This window comes from Streptomyces sp. C (assembly GCF_000158895.1).
GTDB classification, from domain to species: Bacteria; Actinomycetota; Actinomycetes; order Streptomycetales; family Streptomycetaceae; genus Streptomyces; species Streptomyces racemochromogenes.
In genome coordinates, this window is sequence record NZ_GG657750.1 from 3,308,899 (window position 1) to 3,332,877 (window position 23,979).

Here is a 23,979-nt window from a genome sequence, read left to right on the forward strand (position 1 = left end):
CGTCAGCTCCTCTCCGCCGTGCCACGGCCCTGCGAGGACGTGGGGGGCAGGGGGTCGGTGCGGGAGACCTGGGTCTGCGGGTAGGCCTGGCAGCCGGGGGCCGTGGGTGGTGCGGGCACCTCGTCGACCCGCTCGGCTGCCTCGATCCGGGCGGCGCACACCTTGTACTCGGGGATCTTCGAGCGGGGATCGAGGGCGTCGATGGTCAGGGCGTTGGCCGCTGTCGGGACGGGCCAGTGGTACGGGATGAAGACGGTGTCGGGGCGGATGGCCTCGGTGACGAGGGCGGGGAAGACCTCGCTGCCGCGGCGGGTGACCACCCGGACGGGGTCGCCGTCGCGGAATCCGTGGGAGGGGTGCACTTCCACCCAGGGCCGCGGGGTCTGTTCGACGAGGGCACCCAGCCGGCGGGTCTGGTTGCCGGACAGGAAGTGCGCGACGGTGCGGCCGGTGGTGAGGGAGAGCGGGAACTCCTCGGTGTAGGCGTCCATGGGCGGGTGCCATTCGACGACCTGCATGTGGATCTTGCCGTCGGGGTGGTAGGTCCTGCCGTCCTCGAACAGGCGGGGCGTTCCGGGGTGCTCGGTGGACGGGCAGGGCCAGGCGATGCCTCCGGTCGCTTCGAGCCGCTCGTAGGTGATGCCGTAGTAGTCGTTGACGGTGCCGGCGGAGGCGATGCGGAGTTCCTCGAACACCTCTCGGGAGCCGGGGAAGTCGAACTTGTCGCCTGCGCCGAGGCGTCTGGCCAGTTCGCACATCACCCAGGTGTCGGTGCGCACCCCGGCGGGCGGCTCCTGTGCCTTGTTGTGCTTGACCACGCGGGCTTCGGTGTTGGCCATGACGCCCTCGTCCTCGGCCCAGACGGTGACGGGGAAGACGACGTGCGCGTTGGCGGCGGTCTCGGAGAGGAAGAAGTCGAACTGGGCGTGGAAGTCGAGGGTGTCGTAGCCCTGCTTGACCGCCCCGTAGTTGGGGAGTGAGACGAACGGGTTGTTGCAGATGCCGATCAGGCCGCGGATCTCCTGCCGCTGCATCTGCCAGACCATTTCCATCATGGAGGTGCCGGCGGTCGGGAGGTCGGCCTCGTCGATGCCCCAGATCCGGCAGATCTGGCGGCGGTGCTCCTCGTTCATGATGGAGCGGCCGCCGGGCAGGAGGTCGGCCTTCTGGCCGTGTTCGCGGCCGCCCTGGCCGTTGCCCTGGCCGGTGATGGTGCCGTAGCCGGCGCCCGGTTTGCCGAGGTTGCCGGTGGCCACGCACATGTTGATGACGGACAGGCAGTTCTCGACGCCCTGGGAGTGGTGTTCGATGCCGCGGGCGTGGAAGGCCATCGCCTTGTCCGCGCCGGCGAACATGCGGGCGACCTGGACGATCTGGGAGGCGGGGATGCCGCAGATCTCTGCGGACCGGGCGGGCGGGTATTCCTGGACGGTCTTCTTGACCTCGTCCCAGCCGGTGGTGTGGGCGGCGAGGTACGCCTCGTCGGTGAGGCCTTCGTCGACGATGACGTGGAGCACTGCGTTGAAGAACGCCGAGTCGGTGCCGGGTTTGATGGGGACGTGGACGTCGGCGGTGCGGGCGATGGCCGTCTCGCGCGGGTCGACGACGATCAGGGTCGCGCCTCGGTCGCGGGCGCCCCAGACGTACTGGGTCATCACGGGGAAGCACTCGCCCACGTTCGACCCGGCGATCAGCAGGCAGTCGGTGAGGAGGATGTCGGAGAAGGGGTTGGCGGCGCGGTCGATGCCGAAGGCGAGCTTGTTGGCGCCGGCGGCGCTGACCATGCAGAGGCGGCCGTTGTAGTCGACGTGCCTGGTCTTGAGGGCGACCCGGCCGAACTTGCCGACGAGGTAGGTCTTCTCGGAGTAGAGGCTGGCACCGCCGAGCAGCCCGAAGGCGTCGTTGCCGTGGGCGGCCTGGATGCGCCGGATCTCGGAGACGGTGAAGTCGAGGGCCTCGTCCCAGGAGGCCTCCTTGAACTCCTCGTCGCGGGAGCGGCGCATCAGGGGCGCGGTCAGCCGGTCGGGGTGGTTGACCTGCTGGTAGGCGTTGATGCCTTTGGGGCACAGCCGCATGCGGTTGATGTCGTGGTTGCGGGGTTCGACGCCGAAGACCTTGCCGGCGTTGTCGACACGCAGGTACATGCCGCACTGCACGCCGCAGAAGCAGCAGTGGGTGGGGACGAGGGTCTCGCCGTTCTGGTCGGCGTGCCACCGGTCGGCGGGGATGCCGCCGGCGTCGCGGAAATTGCGGGTGCCGGGCGGTGCGATGGCCGGGTCGAGGGGCAGGGATACCGGCTTGGCGGGGTCCGTCGCGGTCACTTGAAGCCCTTCTTGACGTGGGTCAGGTAGGCGTTGCCGCGCAGGATCCGCTTGCAGCGGGGGCAGTATTCGGCGAAGGCGTTGAAGTCGAGCCGGAGGTCCTGCATCGTGCCGCGCAGGTTCTCCACGTACGGGGTGGTGTCGATGGGTTCGCCGCAGCGCTTGCAGGCGAAGATCTCCTCGTCCTGGCGGGCGGTGTACTTGAAGAGCTGCATGCCGACCGCCGCCGACCGCTGGACGATGTGGAAGAACTTCCCGAAGGGGATGTAGATGAGGGTGAGGACCACCGAGACCATGTGGAGGATCGCCAGGAACTCGTAGCCGCCGCCGTGCAGGAAGATCGACGAGAAGGTGAGCAGCAGCCCGGTCACCGAGATGACGATCAGACAGATCAGCGGGAGCAGGTCGTAGGCGAAGCGCTGGCCGGTGATGGCGCCGCGGTCCTTCATGCGGCGCCACAGGAAGTACGAGGCTCCGGGGATGACGAGGACGGCGGCGATGTCCAAGCCGTGGAACATCAGCCAGCCCAGGATGTCGAGCGAGTTGAAGCCGAGGACTTTGAAGCCCCAGATCCGCATCTCGTAGCCGGGTCCGGAGCCGCTGCCGGAGGTGAACGTGAACCAGCCCCAGGTGAGGGGGAAGGTGATCGCGGCGGCGAGCAGGCAGCCCCAGAAGATCAGCTGGTGGGCGGCCCAGCGGGCGCGTGAGCGGGCGCCGAGGAACTTCTGGAAGCCGAGGTAGGTGGCGATCATCTTCGGCAGGGCGGTGGGCGCCTTCTTGAAGTTGGCGGCCGAGAAGAAGCTGCCGAAGCCCTTCCTGAAGAGGCGGCGCGCGCCGGGTGCGGACACCCAGACCGTGTACCGGTAGGCCACACCGAAGGCGAGGAAGACCGTGGCGACGGCGTACGGCAGCAGGGCGGAGTCGAAGTCCCGCAGGAGGCGGCTGCCCAGCACGATCGCGGCGATGAGCAGGAGGGAGACGGCGACGCCGGCCGCGGTGGCGCGTGCGGTGACGGACCGCCCGGCCGGGGGCGGGGTCTCGGGCGGCCCGGGGGGTGGGGCTGCGGCGAGTGCTTCTGTGGGCTCGGACACAGCACCACGCTAGGTGATCTATGCCCATTCAGCCCGTTATGCGGAGCTTGTGATTGCTCCGAACGGGTCATGCGGCCTGCAGTCCGTGCGCCGCGAAGACCGCCTTGGCCTCCTCCACCTGTGCGGGGATGGGTGACGGGGTGTCGTGCAGGGTGAAGGGCATGTCCAGGGCGTCCCACTTGCTCTCGCCGAGTTTGTGGAAGGGCAGTACGTCGACCCGCGAGACGTTGCCGAGGGTGCCGGCGAAGGCGGCGATCCCTTCGACGTTCTCGCGCGCGTTGGTGAGCCCGGGCACGAGCACGAACCGCAGGTGCACCTCCTTGCCGAGGTCGGCGAGGCGGCGCGCGAAGTCCAGGGTGGGCTCCAGCGGCCGGCCGGTGACCTTCCTGTAGGTGTCCCGGTCCCAGGACTTGATGTCGAGCAGTACGAGGTCCACGTCGCGCAGCAGCGCGTCGCTGGCCCGGGACCCGAGGAAGCCCGAGGTGTCGAGGGCGGTGTGCAGGCCCAGGTCGCTCTTCAGGCGGTGGAGCAGTTCGCCGGCGAAGACGGGCTGGAGCAGGGGTTCGCCGCCGGAGAGGGTGGCGCCGCCGCCGGAGGCGGAGATGAACCGGGTGTACTTGCGGGCTTCGGCGATGACGGCGTCGGCCGAGGTGCGCCGGCCGTTGCGCATCCGCATGGTGTCGGGGTTGTGGCAGTACAGGCAGGTCAGCGGGCAGCCGGCGAGGAAGGTCACGAACCGGGTGCCGGGTCCGTCGACTCCGGTGGACAGGTCCCAGGAGTGCACCGAGCCCTCGCTCGGCCGCTGCGTCGCGGCGGCGGCGAGGGTTTGCGCGGGGGTGGCCGGGGGCTGCGCGGTGGCGGCCGGGGGGCGGGTGGCGCTGACGACGGCGGCGTTCTCGGGGCCGACGGGGAGGCTCGTACCGAAGTAGACCGTCATGGCAGGTGCTCCAGTCGTGTTCCGGCACGTGCAGTGCGTGCGGGTGCGTGCGTGCGGTGCGCGTGGCGTGGCGTGTCCGGTGGGGGTGCGTGGCTCGGGGCCGGGGTGAGGGCCCGGCCCCGGGCCGCGCGGTCTGCGGACGGCGCTACAGCGCGCCGTGGAAGGTGCGGTTCAGCACGTCGAGCTGCTGCGCCCGGGTGAGTCGCACGAAGTTCACCGCGTAGCCGCTGACGCGGATGGTGAGCTGCGGGTACTTCTCCGGATGCTCCATGGCGTCCATGAGGGTGTCGCGGTTCAGGACGTTGACGTTCATGTGGAAGCCGTCGACGGCCATGTAGCCGTCGAGGACGCCGGCGAGGTTGCTGATCCGCTCCTGCGGGGTGCGGCCGAGGCCGTCGGGGGTGACGGTGTTGGTCAGCGAGATGCCGTCCTCGGCGTCCTCGTAGGGGAGCTTGGCGACCGACAGGGCCGAGGTGACGTAGCCGTGGGTGTCGCGGCCGTTCATCGGGTTGGCGCCGGGGGAGAACGGTTCGCCGGCCCGGCGTCCGTCCGGGGTGTTGCCGGTCTTCTTTCCGTAGACCACGTTCGAGGTGATCGTCAGCACGGACTGGGTGTGCTCGGCGCCCCGGTACGTCTCGTGCTTGCGGATCTTCCTCATGAACTCCTCGACGAGCCGGACGGCGATCTCGTCGACGCGGTCGTCGTTGTTGCCGTACGCCGGGTACTCGCCTTCGATGGCGTAGTCGGTGGCGAGGCCGCTCTCGTCGCGCAGCGCGGTGACCTTGGCGTGCTTGATGGCGGACAGCGAGTCGGCGGCGACGGACAGGCCGGCGATGCCGCAAGCCATGGTGCGGCGCACGTCGCGGTCGTGGAGGGCCATTTCGAGGCGCTCGTAGGCGTAGCGGTCGTGCATGTAGTGGATGACGTTGAGGGCGTGGACGTAGGTCTCGGCGAGCCATTCCATCTGCTCGTCGAACTTGGCCATGACCTCGTCGTAGTCGAGGACGTCGGAGGCCGGCAGGCCGGTCCGCGGGCCGACCTGGGCTCCGGTCTTCTCGTCCCGGCCGCCGTTGATCGCGTAGAGGAGGGTCTTGGCGACGTTGACGCGGGCGCCGAAGAACTGCATCTGCTTGCCCACCGGCATGGCCGACACGCAGCAGGCGATGGCGGTGTCGTCGCCGAAGCGCGGGCGCATCAGCTCGTCGGATTCGTACTGCACCGACGAGGTGTCGATGGAGACGCGGGCGCAGAACTCCTTTAAGCCCTGCGGCAGCCGCGGCGACCAGAAGACCGTCATGTTGGGTTCGGGGGCCGGGCCGAGGTTGTAGAGGGTCTGGAGGTAGCGGAAGGAGGTCCTGGTGACGAGCGGCCGGCCGTCTTCTCCCATGCCGCCGATGGACTCGGTGACCCAGGTCGGGTCGCCGGAGAACAATTCGTCGTACTCGGGGGTCCGCAGGAAGCGGACGATGCGCAGCTTGATGACGAAGTCGTCGACGAGTTCCTGTGCCTGTTCCTCGGTGAGGATGCCGGCCTCGATGTCACGCTGAAGATATATGTCGACAAAGGTGGAGGTGCGGCCCAGGGACATGGCCGCGCCGTTCTGCTCCTTCACGGCGCCGAGGTACGCGAAGTACAGCCACTGGATGGCTTCGCGGCCGGTGGCGGCGGGTCCGGAGATGTCGTAGCCGTAGGAGGCGGCCATCGCCTTGAGTTCGGACAGCGCGCGCATCTGCTCGGCGAGTTCCTCGCGCAGGCGGATCGTCTCCTCCAGCGAGCGGTTGCCGGCGGGGAGGGAGTTCAGCTCCTCCTTCTCGTCCTTCTTGAAGGCGATCAGGCGGTCGACTCCGTAGAGGGCGACGCGGCGGTAGTCGCCGATGATGCGGCCGCGGCCGTACGCGTCGGGGAGGCCGGTCACGATGCCGGCCTTGCGGGCGGCGCGGATCTCGGTGGTGTAGGCGTCGAAGACGCCGGCGTTGTGGGTCTTGCGGTATTCGGTGAAGACCTTCTCCAACTCCTCGGAGACCGGGTAGCCGTAGGTCTCCAGGGCGCCGGCAACCATCCGCCAGCCGCCGTAGGGCATGATCGCGCGCTTGAGCGGGGCGTCGGTCTGGAGCCCGACGATCAGGTCCTTGTCGCGGTCGATGTAGCCCGGGGCGTGGGCGGTGATCGACGACGGGATGTCGTGGGCGACGTCGTAGACGCCCTTCTCGCGCTCCTCCGGGAACTTGTCGGTGATCGCCTTCCACACCGCGGTGGTGCGCTCGGTGGGGCCGGCGAGGAAGGAGTCGTCGCCTTCGTAGGGCGTGTAGTTCTGCTGGATGAAGTCGCGGACGTCGATGGCGTCGCGCCAGAGGCCGCCCTTGAACCCTTCCCAGGCCTGGCCGTTCTTCGTGGTCTCCACAGGGGTGGCAGTCATCACCGGCACCTTCTCCGAGTCGCCTCATTGCTTGCGTCCATTCCACGCCGTTTGATCGATCATTTGGCGCCGCAATGGTCCTGAGCTGAGGCCCGAAAGTCCCTCGGCTGCGGCGAGCCGGCCACTGATGCCGCCTTTGAGCTGGGCGTTGTGGCGGGACCATAGTCCGTAGTGCGCTTGTGAATGGATTCACAAGAATTCGAGAGCCAGGTTGAAAGTCGGAAAATCTGCATTCTGACGGCGCCTGTGGATAGCGCGACGCACGTCGTGAACGGACCCGGCAGCATGAAGGAAGTCGGCGCGAGCGCGAGAGAGAAGAGGCGGAGATGAGCAGCGACGTGATGGCGAAGAACCAGGGGTTGTCCTGCGCGATGCCGGTGCAGGACGGACCGTACGGCCCGCCGGGGAAGAGGAGGAGGAAGAGGTACGCGGCCCAGCGCGCCGGCGGCCGCGAAGGGGCCCCGGGAGCGGTGGACCCGGCCTCCCCGGCGGGCGGCCGGGGTTCCTGTCGGGCCCCGGCCCGGGCGGAGGCCGCGAGGAGGTTCGGCGGGATTGCCGGGACCGCCCCGGCCGTGGGGCGGTGCGGATGCCGACTGCCGGCGTCGCCCGGCCCGGCGGCGGTGCCGGTGCCGGCGCCCACGGCGGTGGGGACGGGGGACTCGGTGATACGGCAGCCGGCGGCGGTGGAGGGCGGGTGACGGCGCCCTCCGGGTCCACGTCGTCGCTGACGGGCGGCGGTGGAGGGCGGCGGACGGCGTGAGCCGCGTGTGACGCCGCCCTCCGCGCCCGCCCCCAGCCCGGCGGCCCGGTCGGGGCCGGCCGCCTGACGGTCCCGAGACCCGGACCCGACCCAGGGCACAGAACAGGACCCCGAGCACGGGACCCGCCCGGGAGGAGCAGATCCGGCGCCCGGGGGCAACCGACCGACGCCCTGATCAAACCCCGACGTCCGGGGCAAAACCCGACGCCAGGGACGGGACCCGGTGCCCCGGGCAAAACCCAACGCCCGGGGTGAGGAGCCGGGCGTCGGGCTTCGGGGGGCGGCCACGGGTGAGGGCCGGGCGTCGGGCTTCGAGGGACGCCCGGGGTGAGAGGCCGGGGCGGCGGGCTTCGAAGGACGCCCGGGGTGAGGAGCCGGGCGGCAGGCTTCGAAGGACGCCCGGGGTGAGGAGCCGGGCGTCGGACTTCGAAGGACGCCCGGGGTGAGGAGCCGGGGCGGCGACTCCGGGAGATGCCCGAGGTGAGGCCGGGGCTTCGGGCTTTGGGTGGCTCGGCTGGGTGGGTGGGGCGCCGGGTTGGGTTCGGGACGGGGTTAGCTCGGGGCTTCTGCGTTCTTGCGGGCGTAGAACCACCAGGTGACGACCACGCAGCTGGCGTAGAAGGCGACGAAGCCCCACATCGCGCTGGTGACCGAGAAGTTGGCGAACATCGCCGGGATGAAGAAGAAGCCGTAGGCGGCGATGCCGGCGGTGAAGCCCGTCACGGCGCCGGATTCGATCTCCGCCTGCTTGAGGGCGGCCGCGTACTGCGGCGTGCCCTCCGTCAGGCCCTTCAGGTGCTGCGCCCGGAAGATGACCGGGATCTGCCGGAAGGTCGAGCCGTTGCCGATGCCCGAGAAGAAGAAGGCGGCCAGGAAGCAGAGGAAGAAGCCTTGGAACGAACCGTGGTCAGAGCCTGCGGGCAGGAAGTTGATGACTCCGATGATCGATGCGCCCATGCCCACGAAGGAGAGGATCGTCACCCGGGCGCCGCCCAGCTTGTCGGCGATCCAGCCGCCCGCCCAGCGGGCCAGTGCGCCCAGGGCGGGGCCCATCCAGGCGTAGGTGGCGACCGAGTACGCGGGGAAGGTGGTCTTGATGAGCAGCGGCAGGGCTGCGGCGAAGCCTATGAAGGAGCCGAAGGTGCCGACGTAGAGCCAGGTCATCAGCCAGTTGTGCTTGCGCCGGAAGATGATCTTCTGCTGGCTGAAGGGGGTGGAGGCGACCTTGAGGTCGTTCTGTCCGAACCAGGCGACCGCCGCGAGGACGACCAGGACCGGGATCCAGACGAAGGCGGCGTTCTGGAGGTAGATCTCCGAGCCGTTCGCCTTCTTCTGGCCCGCTCCGATGGCCAGGACGGAGGAGGTGATCAGGATGGGGGTGAGCAGCTGGACCACGGAGACGCCGAGGTTGCCGAGGCCGCCGTTGATGCCGGTGGCGTTGCCCTTCTCCTGCTTCGGGTAGAAGAAGCCGATGTTGGCGAGGGAGGAGGAGAAGTTCGCGCCGCCGATTCCGCAGAGGGCGGCGATGGCGACCATGGTGGTGTAGGAGGTGGCCGGGTCCTGCACGGCGAAGCCGAGCCAGAGCAGCGGGATGACCAGGACCACCGTGGAGAGGGCCGTGAAGCGGCGCTGGCCGATCATCGGGCCGAGGAAGGTGTAGAAGATGCGGGCGGTGCCGCCGGTGATGCCGGGGACGGCCGTCAGCCAGAACAGCTGCGACTGGGAGTAGCCGAACCCGACGTCCTTCAGGTTGGTCGCCGTGATGCTCCACACCTGCCAGACCACGAAGGCCACGAGGAGGGCGGGGACCGCGATCCACAGGTTCCGGGTGGCGACCTTCTTCCCGGTGGAGTGCCAGAAGGCGGGATCCTCCGGGGTCCACTGCGTGATGGTGCGGCCCGGGCGGTACTGCGCCGGGTCGGCGAGGACCTGTGGCGCTTGCTGCGTGGCGGAACTCATGGCGTGGTCCTGAACATTGAGACGGGTCCTGACTTATCCAGGCTCCGTCCCGGGGGGCGGGGGGCGGCAGGGGCGAACGTCGTGCGGGTGGCGGGACCTTGTCCCGCCGGGCGGGGTCCCTTCGTCTCACGGCCGGGCGGGGCGGGCCGGTACGAGTCCGCCCGGGGTACCCGGGGGGCGTCGGCCGCGCGCCTCGCCGGTCGGGGGGCCGGGCCCTGGTGTGCTGGGCGGTATGACGTACGTACCGATGACCGCCCGCAGCCGCGACGAGGGGCACCGGACGGCGACCTCGCTGGAGTTGTTCTTCGACCTGTGCTTCGTCGTGGCGATCGCCCAGGCGGGGGCGCGGCTGGTGCACGCGCTGGCGGAGGGCCATCCGGGGAGCGGGGTGGTCGGCTATTTCTTCGTCTTCTTCGGGGTGTGGTGGGCGTGGATGAACTTCACGTGGTTCGCGTCCGCCTACGACTGCGACGACGTGCCGTACCGGGTCGCGACGCTGGTGCAGATCGCCGGTGTGCTGGTCTACGCGGCGGGGGTGAGCCGGGCCTTCGACGACAACGACTGGGCGGTGGCCGTCATCGGCTACCTGATCATGCGGGTGGCGCTGACGGCGCAGTGGTTGCGGGCGGCGGCCGGGGAGAGCGGTGCGGCGCGTTCGGCGGCGCTGAAGTACGCGGCGGGGCTGGTGATCTGTCAGGCGGGCTGGGTGGGGTTGCTGTTCGCTCCGGACGCTTGGAAGCGCTGGCTGTTCCTGGTGCTGGTGATGGCCGAGCTGATGGTGCCGGTGCTGGCCGAGCGGGAGCACCAGACGCCCTGGCACGCGCATCACATCGTGGAGCGGTACGGGCTGTTCACCATCATCGTGCTGGGCGAGACCATCGCGGCGAGCACGGTGGCGGTGAAGTCGGCTCTGGACGAGCACGAGGCGCTGGGCGAGCTGCTGCCCATCGCGGCGGGCGGGCTGTTGATCGTCTTCGCCGCGTGGTGGATCTACTTCGCGGTGCCGATGCACGAGCGGCTGAACAGCAACCGGGAGGCGATCCCGTGGGGCTACGGCCATCTGCTGATCTTCGCGTCGGGTGCGGCGATCGGTGCGGGCATCGAGGTGGCGGTGGAGCACGCGGTGGGGAAGGCGCACGTGTCGCAGGTCGCCGCGAACGCGGCGGTGACCGTCCCGTCGGCGCTGTTCCTGCTGATGGTGTGGTTGCTGCACTCGCGCCACTTCAAGCGGGGTGCGGCGCAGCAGCTGGTGCTGCCGGTGTCCGCGCTGGCCCTGCTCGCCTGTACGTGGGCGGGTTCGTACGCGGTGCTGTACGCGGGGCTGGTGGCGACGGCCGCGGTGGTGGTCGGGATGACGCTGTCGGTGCACGGCGGGCAGTTCGAGCGGGTCGGTGCCGAAGTCTGAGGTTCCGGCCGTCACCCCCACGCCCCCGAAGGCGTTCAGCAGCTCAGCACAACGGCTACAGGAAGAGACAGCCCCCATGACACTCCCCCCGCAACGGCACGGCTCCGGCACCGATCCCGGAGGGGAACTGGCCGAGCCGGGTTTCTGGCAGCGGCCTCCCGATCAGCGGCTCGCGGCGTTCGCCCGGCTGCGTGCGCTGGGCTCCCCGGTGTTCGTCCCCGAGGGGAGCGGTCACTGGGCGTTGGTGCGGCACGCCGATGTGCAGGAGGCGAGCCGGCTGCCGAAGGTGTTCGCGAGCGCGCCCGGGGTGACGACGCCGGAGCCGGCCCGGTGGGTGCGGGCGCTGTTCGGGGACTCGATGGTCAACCTGGACGGCCCGGACCACGCGCAGCTGCGGAAGATCGTGCAGCGGGCGTTCACGCCGCGGCTGCTGGCGGCGGCCGAGGAGGACATCCACGCGGTGGCGGCCCGGATCGTGGACGACGTCCTGGCGGAGCGGCCTGACGAGTTCGTCTCGGCGGTGTCCTCGCGGCTTCCGCTGGAGGTCATCTGCAACATGATGGGCATCCCGGAGCACTACCGTGCGGAGATCGCGGACAGGGTCAACCACGCGTCGGAGAACATCGGTGTGGAGCGCGGGCTGGCGGCCCGGCTGCGGATGCCGGGGCGGGGGTTGCGGGCCCTGGCGCGGATGCAGCGGATGGTCGCGGGCATCGGGCGGGAGCGGCGCAGGAACCCGGCCGACGACCTGATCTCGGCGCTGGTGTGCGCGAACGTGGACGGGCAGGCGCTGGGGGCGCGCCAGTTGGGTGCGTTCTTCAGCCTGCTGATGGTGGCCGGGGTGGAGACGACCCGCAACGCGATCAGTCACGGGCTGAGCCTGCTGACGGACTTCCCGGAGCAGCGGGACCTGCTGCTGTCGGACTTCGAGAAGTACGCGGACGGTGCGGTGGACGAGATGATCCGGCATTCGACGCCGATCATCCAGTTCCGCCGGACGGTGACGGCCGAGCACACGCTGGGCGGGCATCCGTTCCGGCCGGGGGACAAGGTGGTGCTGTACTACGCGTCGGCCAACCGTGACGAGGCGGTCTTCCCCGATCCCGACGCGTTCGACATCACCCGCTCCCCGAACCCGCATCTGGGTTTCGGCGGCGGCGGGCCGCACTTCTGCCTGGGCGCGCATCTGGCCCGGGTGGAGATGAAGGCGCTGTTCCGGGAGCTGCTCACGCGGCCGGTGGGGCTGCGGGCGGTGGGTCTGCCCGATCTGGCGGGCTCGAACTTCGACAACCGGGTCCGCTCGCTGCGGTTCGCCTTCGAGCATCCGGCGTGAGGGGCCGGCCGCCGGGCAGGCTGGGAGCCCGGCGGCCGGAGCACGGCGGCCGCCGCAGGCGCGGCGGCGGCTGCCGTGGGCAGGGGCCGGCTTGGGGGTGTCCGGCTAGCGCTGCAGGGTCTGAACGGTGACGAGGCAGTGGGCGCACTCGGTCAGGACTTCTTCGTCGCCGGCGAAGGCCTTCAGCTGCTCGGCGCTGACCGGCCTGCCGGGGACGGCCTCGGGCCAGGCGCGCGTGGCGAACAGGAAGTACACCTGGCCGCCGTCGTTGGCGGCCTCGACCCATTCGTCGGGGGCGGTGCAGGTGGCGTTCAGGCCGGGCAGGGTCAGGGCGATCTGGTTGTCCGCGAGGAGGACCTTCACGTCGAACTTCTGCGGGTTCACGGTGCCGTCCGCGACCTCGACGCCGATCGGCAGCCCCATCCCCTCCAGCAGGGCGCGGGCGGCCGCCTCGCCCGCTTCCCGGCCTGCCGGTCCGTCACCGAGCGTGTAGGCGAGGAGGTAGGGGAGCTTGTGGCCCTCGGCGGGGTCGCCGATCCAGGCGAGCACGGAAAGGGTGCCGAGCTGGCTGCGGTCGATTTCGGCTTGCGTAGAAGTCATGCGCGCACCTTAGTGCTCCGGCGCCGGGCCCTTTCATGGCCCTTCACCCGCGCGGGCTAGACCGACCAGAATCCCCCTCCGGAATTCGCCTGCATGTTCGCGTCCTGGTACTGGAGCCGCACGATCTTCTGGTTTTCCGGAATTTCGAACACGACCCATCCTTCGGCCCGCTCGCCGACCGCGAGGGAATCGAAGACGAGTGGTTTGCCGGTCGTCAGTTCGCCGGTGCGCACCACCGGGTGGCGCTTGCCCGCGCCGTCGTACGCCCACATGCGCCCGAGCGCCCCGTACGAGGCCCCGCCGACGTTGACGAACGACATCGAGGCGGCCACCCAGCGCTTGCCGGCGGGCGGCTGGTAGTTCGGTTCGACGCTGACCGCCGGGTCCACGAACGCGCTCAGCACCACCTGGAGGTGGCGGCCCACCTCGTGTCCTTGCACCCGTACGGAGTCACCCACATGGGCGTCCTTGGCCGCGCCGGTTGCCCCGCCCGCCCGGTCCTGGGCGGCGGGGTCCTCGTCGGCGCCGGGCGCTCCGTCGTCGACGGGGACGGCGGGGGCGGCGGCGGGGGCGAGCGCGGCGCCCTCGGGGGCGCTCTGGCAGGCGGTGGCGGTGAACAGCAGGAAGGGCATCAGGGCGGCGGCGGCGAGGACGGAGACCGAGGTGGAGACGGAGGCGGGCTGACGCATGCGGGAACCCCTTCGGGGATCTTCGGGGCGGGGAGTATTTCCGGCCAGTCTCACGCGCCCGGCCGGGGAATTGCACACACCGACACGAGCACGCGGAACGAGTCGCCCTCCAATTACCAGCACAATGCGTTCCGGTGGATTCCCGCCACCCGCACCCACCTGGAGGAAAAATGCGCACGCCCGCCCGCCGAATGACCCTGGGGGCCTTCTCCGCCCTGGCCGCGACGGCCCTGTTCACGGCTCCCGCCCACGCCACCGTTTTCAATCAGGGAATTTCCGTACAGTCGGAAGCTCACATCGCCGGGGACGGTTCCATCACCCTTTCCGGCACCTACCACTGCGAGGCCGCGTCACCCTCGGGGGCGGTTCAGATCAAGGCCACCGTCATCCAGGACGGCACCCGGCTGAGCATCGGCGCGGGTGAGGTCGTCTGTGACGGTGCCGAGCACGAGTGGGTGGCCGGCAGCCCGCTCACCGGCGGCATCCACCCGGGCGCCGCGCGGGCCGTGGCGGAGCTCCAGGAGATCCACATGTCGGGTCTGATGCCCCGGGCCATCGACACGGTCGCGCTGGACGAGCAGGTCATCCGGGTCGTCGAGCGGCCGTAGGGGGCACGGCCGGCCGCGCGGGTGCGGTAGCCGCCGCTACCGGCACTCGGGCGCGACGCCCGTCATCGACATGAACGCGACCGTCTGGCATCCGGAGTCCGTGCGCGGACGTCCCGTCGTCCAGTCGACGACCGCCCGGCCCCCGGCCGCCAGCAGCACTCCCCCCAGCAGCAGTACCGCCAGCGTCGCCACGATCCCCGTGACCGCGCCCCCGGTCAGGCGGCGCACCATACCCCCCTCGACAGCGGGGCGCCGTGGAGGACCGGCACGTCCCGCAGAACCAGCATCCGTTCCATGGCGGCATCATCACCCCGGACCCGGGACCCCACAACCCGGGGTGACCGTCCGGTCACCCCGTGCCGCGCGGGGTGCCCCCGGCGTCGAACTCGCACCAGACGGCCTTCCCGTCGCCCCGGGACTCAACCCCCCAGTGCGTGGCCAGGGCGTCCACCAGCAGCAGCCCGCGCCCCGTGGTGGCCGCCTCGCCCGGGGTGCGCCGGCGCGGCCACACGCTGGAGCGGTCCTTGACCCACAGCCGGATCCGCCGCACCGGCTCGGGCAGCACCTCCATGGTGAGCACCGCCCCGCCGTCGGTGTGCAGCAGGGCGTTGACCAGCAGCTCCCCCGCCGCGAGCTCGACGTCGTCGGCGAGTTCGGCCATGCCCCAGTCGCGCAGGGCCTGCCGCAGGGCGTAGCGGGCCTCGGACAGTCCCTCGGGGTCGGCCTGGTGGACGTACTGGTGGATGCGCGGCGCGCGGTGGGTGCCGGGGTCCGGGGCGCGGCGCAGCACGAGCAGGGCCACGTCGTCGCCGGAGCCCCAGCGTTCCCAGAGCCGGTCCAGGAGGTGGTCGGCGAGGGCGCCGGCGCCCTGGGGGCCGCTGCGGACGGCGTGGGCGAGCGAGTCCATGCCGGTGGTGATGGTGGTGCCGGGTTCCTCGACGAGCCCGTCGGTGCACAGCACGAGCGTTTCGCCGGGGACCAGGTCGAGGCGGGTCTCGGGGAAGTCCTCCTGTTCGAAGACGGAGGCCAGGCCGAGGGGGAGGCCGCCGCGGACGTTGGGCCAGCCGGTTCGGCCGTCCGTGTGGCGGATCAGCGGGCCGAGGTGGCCGGCGCGCACGGCCCGTACGCCTCCGGTCTCCAGGTCGACCTGTGCGTACATGCAGGTGGCGAAGCGTTCGGTGTCGAGTTCGGCGAGGAAGCGGGAGGCGCGCGCGAGGACGGTGGAGGGCGGGTGGCCCTCGCCCGCGTAGGCGCGCAGGGCGATGCGCAGCTGGCCCATGATGGCGGCGGCGTGGGTGTCGTGGCCCTGTACGTCGCCGACGACGATGCCGACGCGGTCGCGGGGCAGGGCGATGACGTCGTACCAGTCGCCGCCGACCTCGCGCCCGCTCCAGGCGGAGTGGTAGCGGACGGCGATCTCCCCGCCGGTGATGTCGGGGATGCGGCGGGGCAGCATGGCGGCTTGGAGGCCGGTGGCGAACTCGCGTTCCTGGTCGAAGAGGAGCGCCCGCTGGAGGGACTGGGCGACGATGCCGGCGAGGCCCAGGCACAGGTTGCGTTCCTCGGGGCTGAAGTCGGTGCGCCGCCGGTAGAAGAGCACGAGTCCGCCGATGGCCTTGGCCTGGGCGATCAGGGGGAGGTAGGCGGCCGCGTCGTAGTGGATGCGGCGCAGGTAGTCGGCGAGCAGGGGGAACTCGCCGGCGAGTTCGGTGAGCGAGGTGACGAAACGTGCCTGCCGGCTGAGGATGGCCTGGGAGAGCGGCAGCGATCCGTCCAGGCGGGTGAACTTGCGCTCGCTGAGGATCTCCAGGGTCTCCCCGCTCAGCGCGATGATCTTGATGGTGCCGTTCTCCACCAGGCCCAGCGCCAGCCCGTCCGCGCCGAGCCGTTCCAGCGCGCCGGCGCCGGTCAGGGTGGCCGTCACGTCGTCGACGGTCACCGCCCGCGACAGGGCCTCGGTGGTGCGCTGCACGATGGCGGCCTGCTGGACGCGGGCGCTCTCCAGCTTCCGCAGCACCGTCGCGTGGGCGAGCTCGGCGGTGGCGTCCCGGACGATCCCGGCGATCCGCAGCGGCCGGCCGTCGTCGTCGCGCAGCACCCGGCCGGTGGTGTGGGTCCACTGGTCGCGGCCGTCGCGCCGGCGCACGGTGAAGTACGAGCCGTACGTGGACCCGCCGGCCTCCAGCACCGCGGTCACGGTGTCCGAGAGCCGGGCCGCGTCGTCGGACGGGATCCGCGCGCCGAGGGCCTGCGGGGTGCCGTCGAACTCGGCCGGCTCCAGGTCGAAGACGGCCAGGCCGGCCTCGTCCAGGCTGAGGGCGCCCGCGTCCAGGTCCCATTCGAAGCTGCCCATGCCGTTGAGCGCGAGCCGCTCCCCCGGGCCCGTCACCAGCCCTGGGGCACCGCGTTCCGGTTCGTCGTGCTCCGCCGCTGCCACGAGAGACACACCACCTAACGGCCTGGCCAGCACGGCTGGGAGATGAGCCGCTCCCACTCCTCGTCAGGATGCCCCGGAAGGGTGCGCCCGGCCTCCCGCCACCGCTTGACGAGGGAGAGGTAGATCGAGGGCTGGTCGCCGGCCCCGAAATGACCGGCGGACCGCCACCCGTACGACGCCCCGGCCGTGCCCCGGGGCGGCTGGCCCGCCGTGCCCCGGGGCGGCTGGCCCGCCGCCCGGGCCGTGGGCTGTTCCTCGCGGCTGGCGGGGATGCGCACCCAGCCACGGCCGCCCTGTGCTCGCTCCGCGCCCATCGCGGACCCCTCTCAGGTGGATCTCAGCGTAGATACGTCTCCGGTCGCCCGGCGGCGGCCCGGACCGGCCGGGACGCACCGGAGGAGCCCGGCAGCGGACCCCGGGCGCCGAGGCGCTTGCGGACTCCCTTCACCAGTCTCCCCGCCGTGAACCCCGCACCGTGCACGAATCGCATGGAAGGTCCGAATGAGGGAGCCGTCAGCAGTCCTGCGAAGAACAGCCCCGGCCAGGAGGACTCGAAGCCCGCGCTCAGCTCCGGCGTGCCGCTGTCGCCCACGGTGGCCAGCGCGGCCCGCAGCCGCGCGTCGAGCAGCTCCAGCCGGTCCAGCCGCGGGGCGAACCCGGTCGCCGCGATGACGTGCGCGGTGTCCAGTACGACGGACTCCCCGGCCGCCGTGGTCAGCCCGAGCCGGGTACGGCCGCCCACCGCCACCGCCCGGGTCAGCCGGTGCCCCATCAGCGCGGGCACCCGCCGCTCGAAGCGGTCCCGCAGCCACCACGCCCCGGCGGGCCCCAGCGCCGTGGCGGCGATCCGCTCGCGCGTCGGCGCGGGCAGCCGCCGCACCGCCCACGGCAGCTCCGACCACACCCAGCTGCGCCAGCCGGTGCCGAGCCCGCTGTGCGGGTCGCGCAGGGCCCGGGCCAGCGGGCGTTCCAGCGGCTGCGGGACGGTGTTCCAGTTCAGCCGGGAGCGCCGGGCCACCAGACACGGCCGGGCGCCCGCCTCCGCGAGCAGCGCGGCCGTCTCCAGCGCGGCCTGCCCGGCGCCCAGGACGGCCACCTCGCGCCCGGCGAAGCGGGACAGGTCGCGGTGGCCGCTGCTGTGCGAGTAGTGGCCCGGGGGCAGCTCGCGCAGCGCCTCGGGGTAGTGCGTGAAGGGCATCACCCCGACGGCCAGGGCCACCGTACGGGCGAGCAGCGGCGGCCCGTCGGCGGTGCGGACGAGGAAGCCGTCGCCCTGCGGGGTGACCTCGGTGACGGTGGCCTCCTCCACCTCGGGCAGGCCGGCGTGCCGGGCGAACCAGAGCCCGTACCCGCTGAAGGTGGCGATGGGCAAAGGGCTGGCGTGCTCGGCGGCCAGGCCCCGGGTGGCGCAGTAGTCGGCCAGGGTGTAGCGCCCGCCGGGCGCGGAGAGGTTCGAGGACCAGGGCTCCGACTTCAGGTACATGCCCTCGGGCATGTGGTCCCGCCAGGACGCCATGGGCCGGCCCAGCACCCGCACCCCGAGCCCGGCCGCCGCCGCGTGCGCGGCGATCGACAGCCCGTACGGCCCGGCGCCGACCACCACGAGATCGTCCGTCCGCCTCACGGCCACTCCTTCCACCAGATCGCCACCGAGTCACCACGACGCCGCGTCACCACACCGCCCGCGGCGCACCACCGCACCGCCGGAACACGACGCCGCGTCACATGTCACGAAGTCACCGCACCACTGCCTCAAGCCCGCGACGCGGAGCCACCACATCCCGGCGTCCCCGCGTCCCGGCGTCCACCGCGCCCCCGCGTCACGACACCACCGCGCCACCGCGCTCCCGCGTCACGACACCACCGCGCGGCCGCGCCGCCGCGTCACGACACCACCGCGCCGCCGCGTCACCGGCTCACCAGCTCGTCCGGCTCCGCCGAAGCCCCCGGCGGGGCCTGGCCCGCAGCCGGTTCCGGGGGCTGGGGCCGGGGCCACGACCGTTCGCCGCCGCGCTGGCGCGGCGCCCGCACCGCGCGGACCGTACGCCGCCCCTGCGCGGGGACGCCCCGCAGCGCGCGGGCCCCCTTGCCGAAGCCGCGCCGCAGCAACGCGCCGAGCATCGCCAGGAACGGCCACAGGTCGTCGAGGGCGAACCAGGCCGCCTCCACCCGCCCCCGCTCCCCGCGCGGCAGCACCCGCACCGGGCCGGGCCGCGCGTCACGGCCCCGCTCCCCGGACCCGGCCCGGGCCGGATCCGCCGCAGCGGCCACGCCGGGGGCGCGGCGCGGCAGCGTGCGACCCCGTACGGCGGCCAGCAGCGCGTAGTTCTCCGCGACGAAGACCCGCCCGGGTCCGCCCGCCGGCGGCGGCACCCGCTGGCCCGTCAGGTCCAGGTACACCGCCTGGACCACGTCCAGCCCCGAGTCGTCGGCGAACAGCCTGAACTGCGCGCCGGGCCGCGGGTTGAAGTCCACCAGCCGGAACGTGCCGCACTCGTCGCGGCGGAAGTCGAGGTCCAGGATCCCCTGGTAGCCGAGCCGTTCGGCGAGCCGCAGCGCCGACTCCTCCACCGCCGGGTCAGGCAGCCAGCGCCCCACCGCCGTCAGCCCCGTCCGCACCGGCCAGGACAGCTCCTTGCGGCCCGAGCCGGCCAGCAGCGGCCGCCCGTCGCGGGCGAACGCCCCGTGGAAGAACCAGTCGGTGTCCGGCCCCGCGGGCAGGAACCGCTGGAGCAGCAGCCTGCTCCCGGCCTCGGCGGAGCGCTCGTACAACCGGCGTGCGTCGGCCGCCGTGTTGAGGAGCGTCGTGCTGCGCAGCCCGGCCCCGGCCGGCAGCAGCCAGGGCCGGCTCCACTTCGCCACCACCGGCAGCCCGAGCCGCCACGCCGCCCGCGCCGCCTCGGCGCCGCTCGACGGGATCACGGTCTCCGGGTGCGGGACGCCCCAGCGGGCGCACAGCCGCGAGAGCTCCGCCTTGTCCGCCACCCGGGCGGGCAGGTCGTCTGGCTGATGGGGGATCCGGAAACGGTCCGTCAGCATCGGGGCGACCCGGGACACGGCGATCGCGCTCATGTCGTCCATCGCCACGAGCACCGCCGGCCGCCCGATCCGCTCCGACACGCCGACCAGGCACTCCAGCAGCGCCTCGGGCGCCTCCGGATCCAATCCGCCCTCAGGACCGGCGTGCACGGCGCGCAGATAGCGCGAACGCCCCACGGGACCTCCCCCGGCTTCGACGACGGCATGGACCTCCACGCCCTTGCGCCCCAGGGATCTGACGGCGCCGAGGGTTCCGTGGTGGAACGGATTCCGATCGAGTCTGAGCAGAACAGCGGGCACATGGCCGTCGAACGCGTTCATGGGAACGGTGTCTTTCACCTAGTCGGACCAAGCGGAGAGGATGCGCACCTGCGAATGGCCTACCCAGCGGCCACCGGACAGGCCATTCGTCAGATGTGATGTCTAACGTCTTTTGCAAGCACACCGGTTCGCGAAAGCTCGGGAGACGCCATGCCCAGACCACGCCACCGCCTGGTGAGCACCTGCGTCGGTACGGTCACGGCCGGGCTGCTCGCCACCGGCGCCGCCCTCGCGGCCCCGGACGACGAGCCCCCCAAGGGCTCCGACACCGCCATGGGCGCCTACCTCGGCTACGGGCCGCCCGGGGTCGCCCGCATCCCCTACCTGTCGCACTGGCTCGGCGGCCGGGAGATCCGGGTCGGGCACACCTATCTCCCCGGCGACCAGTGGCCGGGCATCGAGGGCGGCGTGAACTTCCTCGAGGACTGGGCCGAGTGGCGCCGGGCCGAGGACGACCGGATGTTCGTGCTCAACGTGCCGATGCAGGCCCGCAACGAGGACCGGGTGCCCGACTGGCAGGTCGTCCAGCTGATCCGGGCCGGCGCGGAGGGCCAGTACGACCGGCACTTCCGCAAGCTCGCCGAGCGGCTGGTGGCGCTGGGCGTCCCGGACACGGTGATCGTGCTCGGCTGGGAGATGAACGGCACCACGTACACCCACCGCTGCGGTCCCGACCCGGAGCACTGGAAGGCGTACTGGAGGCGCATCGTCACCACGATGCGCTCCGTGCCCGGGCAGCGGTTCAAGTTCGACTTCGCCCCCAACCGGGGGACGGACGCGATCGGCTGGACCAAGTGCTACCCGGGTGACGACGTGGTCGACGTCATCGGCATGGATTCGTACGACCAGGGTCCGGGCCGGACCTTCGAGGAGCACGTCCGCCAGCCGTACGGGCTCCAGCAGCACGTCGACTTCGCGAAGGCACACGGCAAGCAGATCTCGTACCCGGAGTGGGGGCTGTTCCGGAACGGGGACAATCCGGAGTACATCCGGCAGATGCTGAAGTGGATCGACCAGCACAAGCCGCTCTACCACACCATCACGGACTACTGCCCGCACGGCGTCTGGCGGTGCAAGCAGAACCCGCAGTCGGCGAAGGTCTTCCGCGAGGCGCTGGGCGAGCACAAGCCGTCCGAGCCGACCCCGCAGGTCCCGACGCCGCCCGTGGTCCCGACGCCCCCGGTGGTCCCCAAGCCGGACCTCCCGACTCCCCAGGTCCCGACGCCGCAGTTCCCGACCCCGCAGGTCCCCAAGCCGCAGGCCCCGAAGCCGGACGCGCCCAAGCCCGAGGCCCCCAAGCCGGAGGCCCCCAAGCCCGACGCGCCCAAGCCCGACGCGCCCAAGCCCGAGGCCCCGAAGCCCGACGCGCCCAAGCCCGACGTCCCCGCCCCGCAGACCCCGACCCCCGAGGCCTCCGTGCCGCCGGCCGAGCCCGCGCCGGTCGACCCGGCGCCGGCACCCGTCGAGCCCCCGCCGGCCGTCCCGGAACCGGTGCCCGTCACCCCGTCGCCGGACGTCACGGTCCCGCCCCCGCTCCCGCCCGAACCGGCCCCGGAGCCGTCCCCCGAGACCTCGGTGCCCGCACCGCCGGTGCTGTCCCCGAGCCCCCTCGCACCCCGGCCCCAGCCGACGCGGCCGACCACGCCCACGCCCACGCCCAAGCCCGAACCGAAGCCCCAGCCCAACGACAGCAGGCAGTGGTGCCTCCCGCTCGACTTCGGCGAGTGGCTGAACAGCTTCCTGGGCGGCCCCCAGTCGGTCTGCTTCCGCTTCGACTGGGGCAAGGACTCCGGCTTCTGGCCGTTCTAGACGGGTCATCGGACCCGCAGTTCGTTCAGCCGCGCCCGCCAGTCCCGGGCGGCCGGCAGCGCCTCGCGCAGCGCGCCCACCGCCCGCTCGCGCCCCGTGATCTGCGACTCGTACAGCCGCAGCAGGGGCACGAGCGCGTGCGTGGCCAGCAGCAGCCGCTGGTTGACCACCGTCTCGGGCCGCCAGTGGTTCTTGTACGGCTCGTTGCCGCGCAGGAAGCTCACCACCGGCCGGCCCTCCTCCAGCGCCCGGCCCGCCTCGTAGCGCAGCAGCAGCGTCGCGACGTCCACCTTCCGCTCGCGCAGGTCCGGGTCGGCCCCGTACAGGTAGCCGCCGCTCAGGGCGGCCGACAGCAGCGTCACGTTGGCGGCCACCACCTTCCCGTCCAGCCGGAACTCGGTGAGCCGGCCCTCCCCCGCCCGCACCATCCGCCGGGTGGCCCGGGTCAGGTGCTCGGCGAAGCGCGGCCTCAGGTGCTCCGGGGTCACCCCGCGGCCCCGCCACTGCTTCTCGTGGAGCCGCAGCAGGGTGCGCACGGCCTGCGGCACCTCCCGCTCCGTGACCTCGTGCTCCTCGATCCCGGCGGCGTCGGTCTTGCGCAGCTTGGCCCGAACGCGCTGCGCGCCGGAGGCCGGCATCCGCTTGACGAGCTGGTCGAACGGCAGCGCGGGCAGCTCCATGCAGGTGGAGTCGGCGGCCTTGGCGCCGACCCCGGGCCACGCCTCGTACAGCGCCTCCGCGGCGGCCCCGGGACGGACCTCGCGCAGGTCGACGACGGCGGAGCGGGCGGCCCGGTGCAGCCCGTTGGCCAGGGCCGGAACGACCTGGTCGGCGTACTCGTCGGCGACGAGCACGTCGAAGTAGTCGGTGATCGGCCCGCCGAGCGGCACCAGCCGCGGCAGCGGCCGGTGTACGAGCATCAGCGCGGCCGCGCCGACGAGCTCCTCGCCGCGCCGCACGAGCAGGACCCGGAGCCGGCCGTCCTTCCCGTACGACAGCCACCAGGAGTGCAGCCAGGCGTGGCTCTGGAAGGGGGTGGCGGTGGGGCAGTTCCGGACGAGCCGGTTCCAGGACTCCTCCAGCGCGGCGAACTGCCGGGGGTCGCGGCACAGCGTCACCGTCAGGGCCCCGGCGGAGCCCCGCGTCATCGCACGGACTCCTTCTCCTTGGTCTCGGTGTGCTCGCCCTGGGCGGGCAGCGAGGCGTACTCCTCCACCACCGGGCGGCCCGTCCCCTGCTCCTTGCGGCGGGCCGGGCGGGCCAGCAGCCACAGGCCGCCGAGGAGGCCGCCGGCGCACAGTCCGACGGCTCCGCTGAGGGCGGCGGACGGGGAGGCGGGGTCGCTGGGCGCGACGGCCTGGTTGAACAGCAGCAGCTGCACGCCGGTGTTCTTCGCGGCCTGGTTGCTGCTCAGCGAGAGGGCGTCGGCGACGGCGTTGGCGATGTCGGCGGCCTCGGAGGGGCTCTTGGAGGTGCCGGTGATGGCGATCATCGGGGAGTCGGGGGAGGTCTCGGCGCGGACCTGGGTGCGCAGGCGCTGGGCGCTGATGCCGGCGCGGGGCTGGGCGTAGGCGAGGGTGGAGCTGCTGGTCGCGATCCGGCCGTAGGCCTGGGCGAAGCCGAGGGCGGTGGCCGGCTCGGTGGTCTCGTTCGGTACGGCGACGACGTAGCTGGTGGCGGCGTACTCGGGGGCCTTGAGCACCCCGTACGCGCCGCCCGCGGCCAGTCCGAGCAGGGCGCAGGCGGGCAGCGGCCACCAGGCGGGCGGCGGCAGGAGCCGGCGCTTGCGCTCGGAGCGGTGGTCGGACTTCTTCTGGTCGGGGGTGTCGGCCATGTGCGGTGCCTTCCTGGGTGGAGGGGGGTTGGTGCGGTCCCGGCCGTTCCCCTGGCCGGGGGTGGAGCGAGGGGGGATCAGCCGTCCCCGCCGGGATCAGCCGTCCCCGCCGGGATCAGCCGTCCCCGCCGGGATCAGCCGTCCCCGCCGGGTTCGGCGAGGGCCGGCCCCGCCTGGGGGCACCTCCCAGCGGGGGCTGGGGGAGTCCGGGGTACGGTGTCCGCGCCGGGCACGGCACCGGCCTGCGCAGCCGCGTCGCGGCCGTCCGCCGGGGCGGGGGCGGCGGGCCCGGATCCGCTCGGGGCAGCACCCCGGCCCTCCGCCGTGACGGGAACCGGCGCGACCGCCGCGGAGCCCCGGGGGCGGGCCGCGGCCGTCGCTTCCGCGGAGCGGCCGGGCCGGACCCCGTCGGGGCGGTCG

18 protein-coding genes are annotated in these 23,979 nt (G+C 72.3%); 4 read left to right on the top strand and 14 right to left on the bottom strand.

Annotated elements, in window-relative coordinates; all coding sequences use genetic code 11:
- Positions 1-2 precede the first annotated feature (2 nt).
- The 5 genes from SSNG_RS14670 to SSNG_RS14695 form a co-directional block, all read right to left on the bottom strand.
- A complete protein-coding gene (locus SSNG_RS14670) occupies positions 3-2,321 on the bottom strand; it encodes a molybdopterin oxidoreductase family protein (protein WP_042801029.1) in 2,319 nt (772 codons plus the stop codon).
- Entirely contained in the window at positions 2,318-3,412 is a 1,095-nt protein-coding gene (locus SSNG_RS14675) for a hypothetical protein (RefSeq protein WP_007264619.1), read from the bottom strand. Before SSNG_RS14675 ends, SSNG_RS14670 begins: the two co-directional genes overlap by 4 nt.
- A 67-nt stretch (positions 3,413-3,479) precedes the next feature.
- The gene (pflA, locus tag SSNG_RS14680; protein WP_007264620.1) at positions 3,480-4,349 is read right to left on the bottom strand and encodes a pyruvate formate-lyase-activating protein; all 870 of its coding nucleotides are present in this window, start codon (positions 4,347-4,349) and stop codon (positions 3,480-3,482) included.
- 145 nt (positions 4,350-4,494) lie between these two features.
- Entirely contained in the window at positions 4,495-6,765 is a 2,271-nt protein-coding gene (pflB, locus tag SSNG_RS14685) for a formate C-acetyltransferase (protein WP_042803524.1), read from the bottom strand.
- A gap of 1,312 nt (positions 6,766-8,077) precedes the next feature.
- Positions 8,078-9,484 carry an MFS transporter gene (locus tag SSNG_RS14695; RefSeq protein ID WP_007264622.1) on the bottom strand — a complete coding sequence of 469 codons (1,407 nt, stop codon included), beginning with the start codon at positions 9,482-9,484 and terminating at the stop codon, positions 8,078-8,080.
- Between the two features lie 232 nt (positions 9,485-9,716).
- On the opposite strand from SSNG_RS14695, the gene SSNG_RS14700 reads away from it, so the two are divergent.
- Together SSNG_RS14700 and SSNG_RS14705 are read left to right on the top strand one after the other, a co-directional pair.
- Positions 9,717-10,889 (top strand): low temperature requirement protein A, encoded by a 1,173-nt coding sequence (locus SSNG_RS14700; RefSeq protein ID WP_241695053.1) that lies wholly within the window; start codon positions 9,717-9,719, stop codon positions 10,887-10,889.
- 76 nt (positions 10,890-10,965) lie between these two features.
- Positions 10,966-12,222 carry a cytochrome P450 gene (locus SSNG_RS14705; protein ID WP_007264624.1) on the top strand — a complete coding sequence of 419 codons (1,257 nt, stop codon included), beginning with the start codon at positions 10,966-10,968 and terminating at the stop codon, positions 12,220-12,222.
- A gap of 105 nt (positions 12,223-12,327) precedes the next feature.
- Here the strand turns inward: SSNG_RS14705 and SSNG_RS14710 are convergent, their stop codons facing one another.
- Positions 12,328-12,822 (bottom strand): DUF5949 family protein, encoded by a 495-nt coding sequence (locus tag SSNG_RS14710; protein ID WP_007264625.1) that lies wholly within the window; start codon positions 12,820-12,822, stop codon positions 12,328-12,330.
- 56 nt (positions 12,823-12,878) lie between these two features.
- Positions 12,879-13,511, bottom strand: a complete 633-nt coding sequence (locus SSNG_RS44835; RefSeq protein ID WP_050779625.1) for a DUF4352 domain-containing protein — start codon at positions 13,509-13,511, stop codon at positions 12,879-12,881.
- 170 nt (positions 13,512-13,681) lie between these two features.
- On the opposite strand from SSNG_RS44835, the gene SSNG_RS14720 reads away from it, so the two are divergent.
- Positions 13,682-14,119 (top strand): DUF6299 family protein, encoded by a 438-nt coding sequence (locus SSNG_RS14720; protein WP_063749892.1) that lies wholly within the window; start codon positions 13,682-13,684, stop codon positions 14,117-14,119.
- Between the two features lie 36 nt (positions 14,120-14,155).
- On the opposite strand, the gene SSNG_RS14725 is transcribed toward SSNG_RS14720, so the two are convergent.
- The 5 genes from SSNG_RS14725 to SSNG_RS14745 all read right to left on the bottom strand — a co-directional run bounded on the left by SSNG_RS14725 (position 14,156) and on the right by SSNG_RS14745 (position 19,916).
- Entirely contained in the window at positions 14,156-14,350 is a 195-nt protein-coding gene (locus SSNG_RS14725) for a hypothetical protein (RefSeq protein WP_007264628.1), read from the bottom strand.
- Positions 14,351-14,468: 118 nt separating this feature from the next.
- Positions 14,469-16,556 (bottom strand): SpoIIE family protein phosphatase, encoded by a 2,088-nt coding sequence (locus SSNG_RS14730; protein ID WP_050779627.1) that lies wholly within the window; start codon positions 16,554-16,556, stop codon positions 14,469-14,471.
- A gap of 14 nt (positions 16,557-16,570) precedes the next feature.
- A complete protein-coding gene (locus tag SSNG_RS14735) occupies positions 16,571-16,870 on the bottom strand; it encodes a hypothetical protein (RefSeq protein ID WP_007264630.1) in 300 nt (99 codons plus the stop codon).
- A 23-nt stretch (positions 16,871-16,893) separates the two neighbouring features.
- The gene (locus SSNG_RS14740; RefSeq protein WP_007264631.1) at positions 16,894-18,180 is read right to left on the bottom strand and encodes an NAD(P)-binding domain-containing protein; all 1,287 of its coding nucleotides are present in this window, start codon (positions 18,178-18,180) and stop codon (positions 16,894-16,896) included.
- A gap of 284 nt (positions 18,181-18,464) precedes the next feature.
- Positions 18,465-19,916, bottom strand: coding sequence for an ATP-grasp domain-containing protein (locus SSNG_RS14745; protein ID WP_007264633.1), 1,452 nt, complete (start codon positions 19,914-19,916; stop codon positions 18,465-18,467).
- Between the two features lie 150 nt (positions 19,917-20,066).
- Between SSNG_RS14745 and SSNG_RS45265 the strand changes: the two genes are divergently transcribed.
- Positions 20,067-21,725 (top strand): glycosyl hydrolase, encoded by a 1,659-nt coding sequence (locus tag SSNG_RS45265; protein WP_050779628.1) that lies wholly within the window; start codon positions 20,067-20,069, stop codon positions 21,723-21,725.
- Positions 21,726-21,730: 5 nt separating this feature from the next.
- Here SSNG_RS45265 and SSNG_RS14755 read toward each other — a convergent pair whose 3' ends face one another.
- The gene (locus SSNG_RS14755) at positions 21,731-22,873 is read right to left on the bottom strand and encodes a GNAT family N-acetyltransferase (RefSeq protein ID WP_007264635.1); all 1,143 of its coding nucleotides are present in this window, start codon (positions 22,871-22,873) and stop codon (positions 21,731-21,733) included.
- Entirely contained in the window at positions 22,870-23,559 is a 690-nt protein-coding gene (locus tag SSNG_RS14760) for a hypothetical protein (RefSeq protein WP_007264636.1), read from the bottom strand. The genes SSNG_RS14755 and SSNG_RS14760 overlap by 4 nt, the downstream gene beginning before the upstream one ends.
- Positions 23,560-23,979: the final 420 nt, after the last annotated feature.

Coding starts and splice junctions, on each gene's coding strand:
- pflA (WP_007264620.1), bottom strand. CDS start 4,349: ATGACGGTCTACTTCGGTACGAGCCTCCCCGTCGGCCCCGAGAACGCC.
- pflB (WP_042803524.1), bottom strand. CDS start 6,765: ATGACTGCCACCCCTGTGGAGACCACGAAGAACGGCCAGGCCTGGGAA.
- SSNG_RS14695 (WP_007264622.1), bottom strand. CDS start 9,484: ATGAGTTCCGCCACGCAGCAAGCGCCACAGGTCCTCGCCGACCCGGCG.
- SSNG_RS14700 (WP_241695053.1), top strand. CDS start 9,717: ATGACGTACGTACCGATGACCGCCCGCAGCCGCGACGAGGGGCACCGG.
- SSNG_RS14705 (WP_007264624.1), top strand. CDS start 10,966: ATGACACTCCCCCCGCAACGGCACGGCTCCGGCACCGATCCCGGAGGG.
- SSNG_RS14710 (WP_007264625.1), bottom strand. CDS start 12,822: ATGACTTCTACGCAAGCCGAAATCGACCGCAGCCAGCTCGGCACCCTT.
- SSNG_RS44835 (WP_050779625.1), bottom strand. CDS start 13,511: ATGCGTCAGCCCGCCTCCGTCTCCACCTCGGTCTCCGTCCTCGCCGCC.
- SSNG_RS14720 (WP_063749892.1), top strand. CDS start 13,682: ATGCGCACGCCCGCCCGCCGAATGACCCTGGGGGCCTTCTCCGCCCTG.
- SSNG_RS14725 (WP_007264628.1), bottom strand. CDS start 14,350: ATGGTGCGCCGCCTGACCGGGGGCGCGGTCACGGGGATCGTGGCGACG.
- SSNG_RS14735 (WP_007264630.1), bottom strand. CDS start 16,870: ATGGGCGCGGAGCGAGCACAGGGCGGCCGTGGCTGGGTGCGCATCCCC.
- SSNG_RS14745 (WP_007264633.1), bottom strand. CDS start 19,916: ATGAACGCGTTCGACGGCCATGTGCCCGCTGTTCTGCTCAGACTCGAT.
- SSNG_RS45265 (WP_050779628.1), top strand. CDS start 20,067: ATGCCCAGACCACGCCACCGCCTGGTGAGCACCTGCGTCGGTACGGTC.
- SSNG_RS14755 (WP_007264635.1), bottom strand. CDS start 22,873: ATGACGCGGGGCTCCGCCGGGGCCCTGACGGTGACGCTGTGCCGCGAC.
- SSNG_RS14760 (WP_007264636.1), bottom strand. CDS start 23,559: ATGGCCGACACCCCCGACCAGAAGAAGTCCGACCACCGCTCCGAGCGC.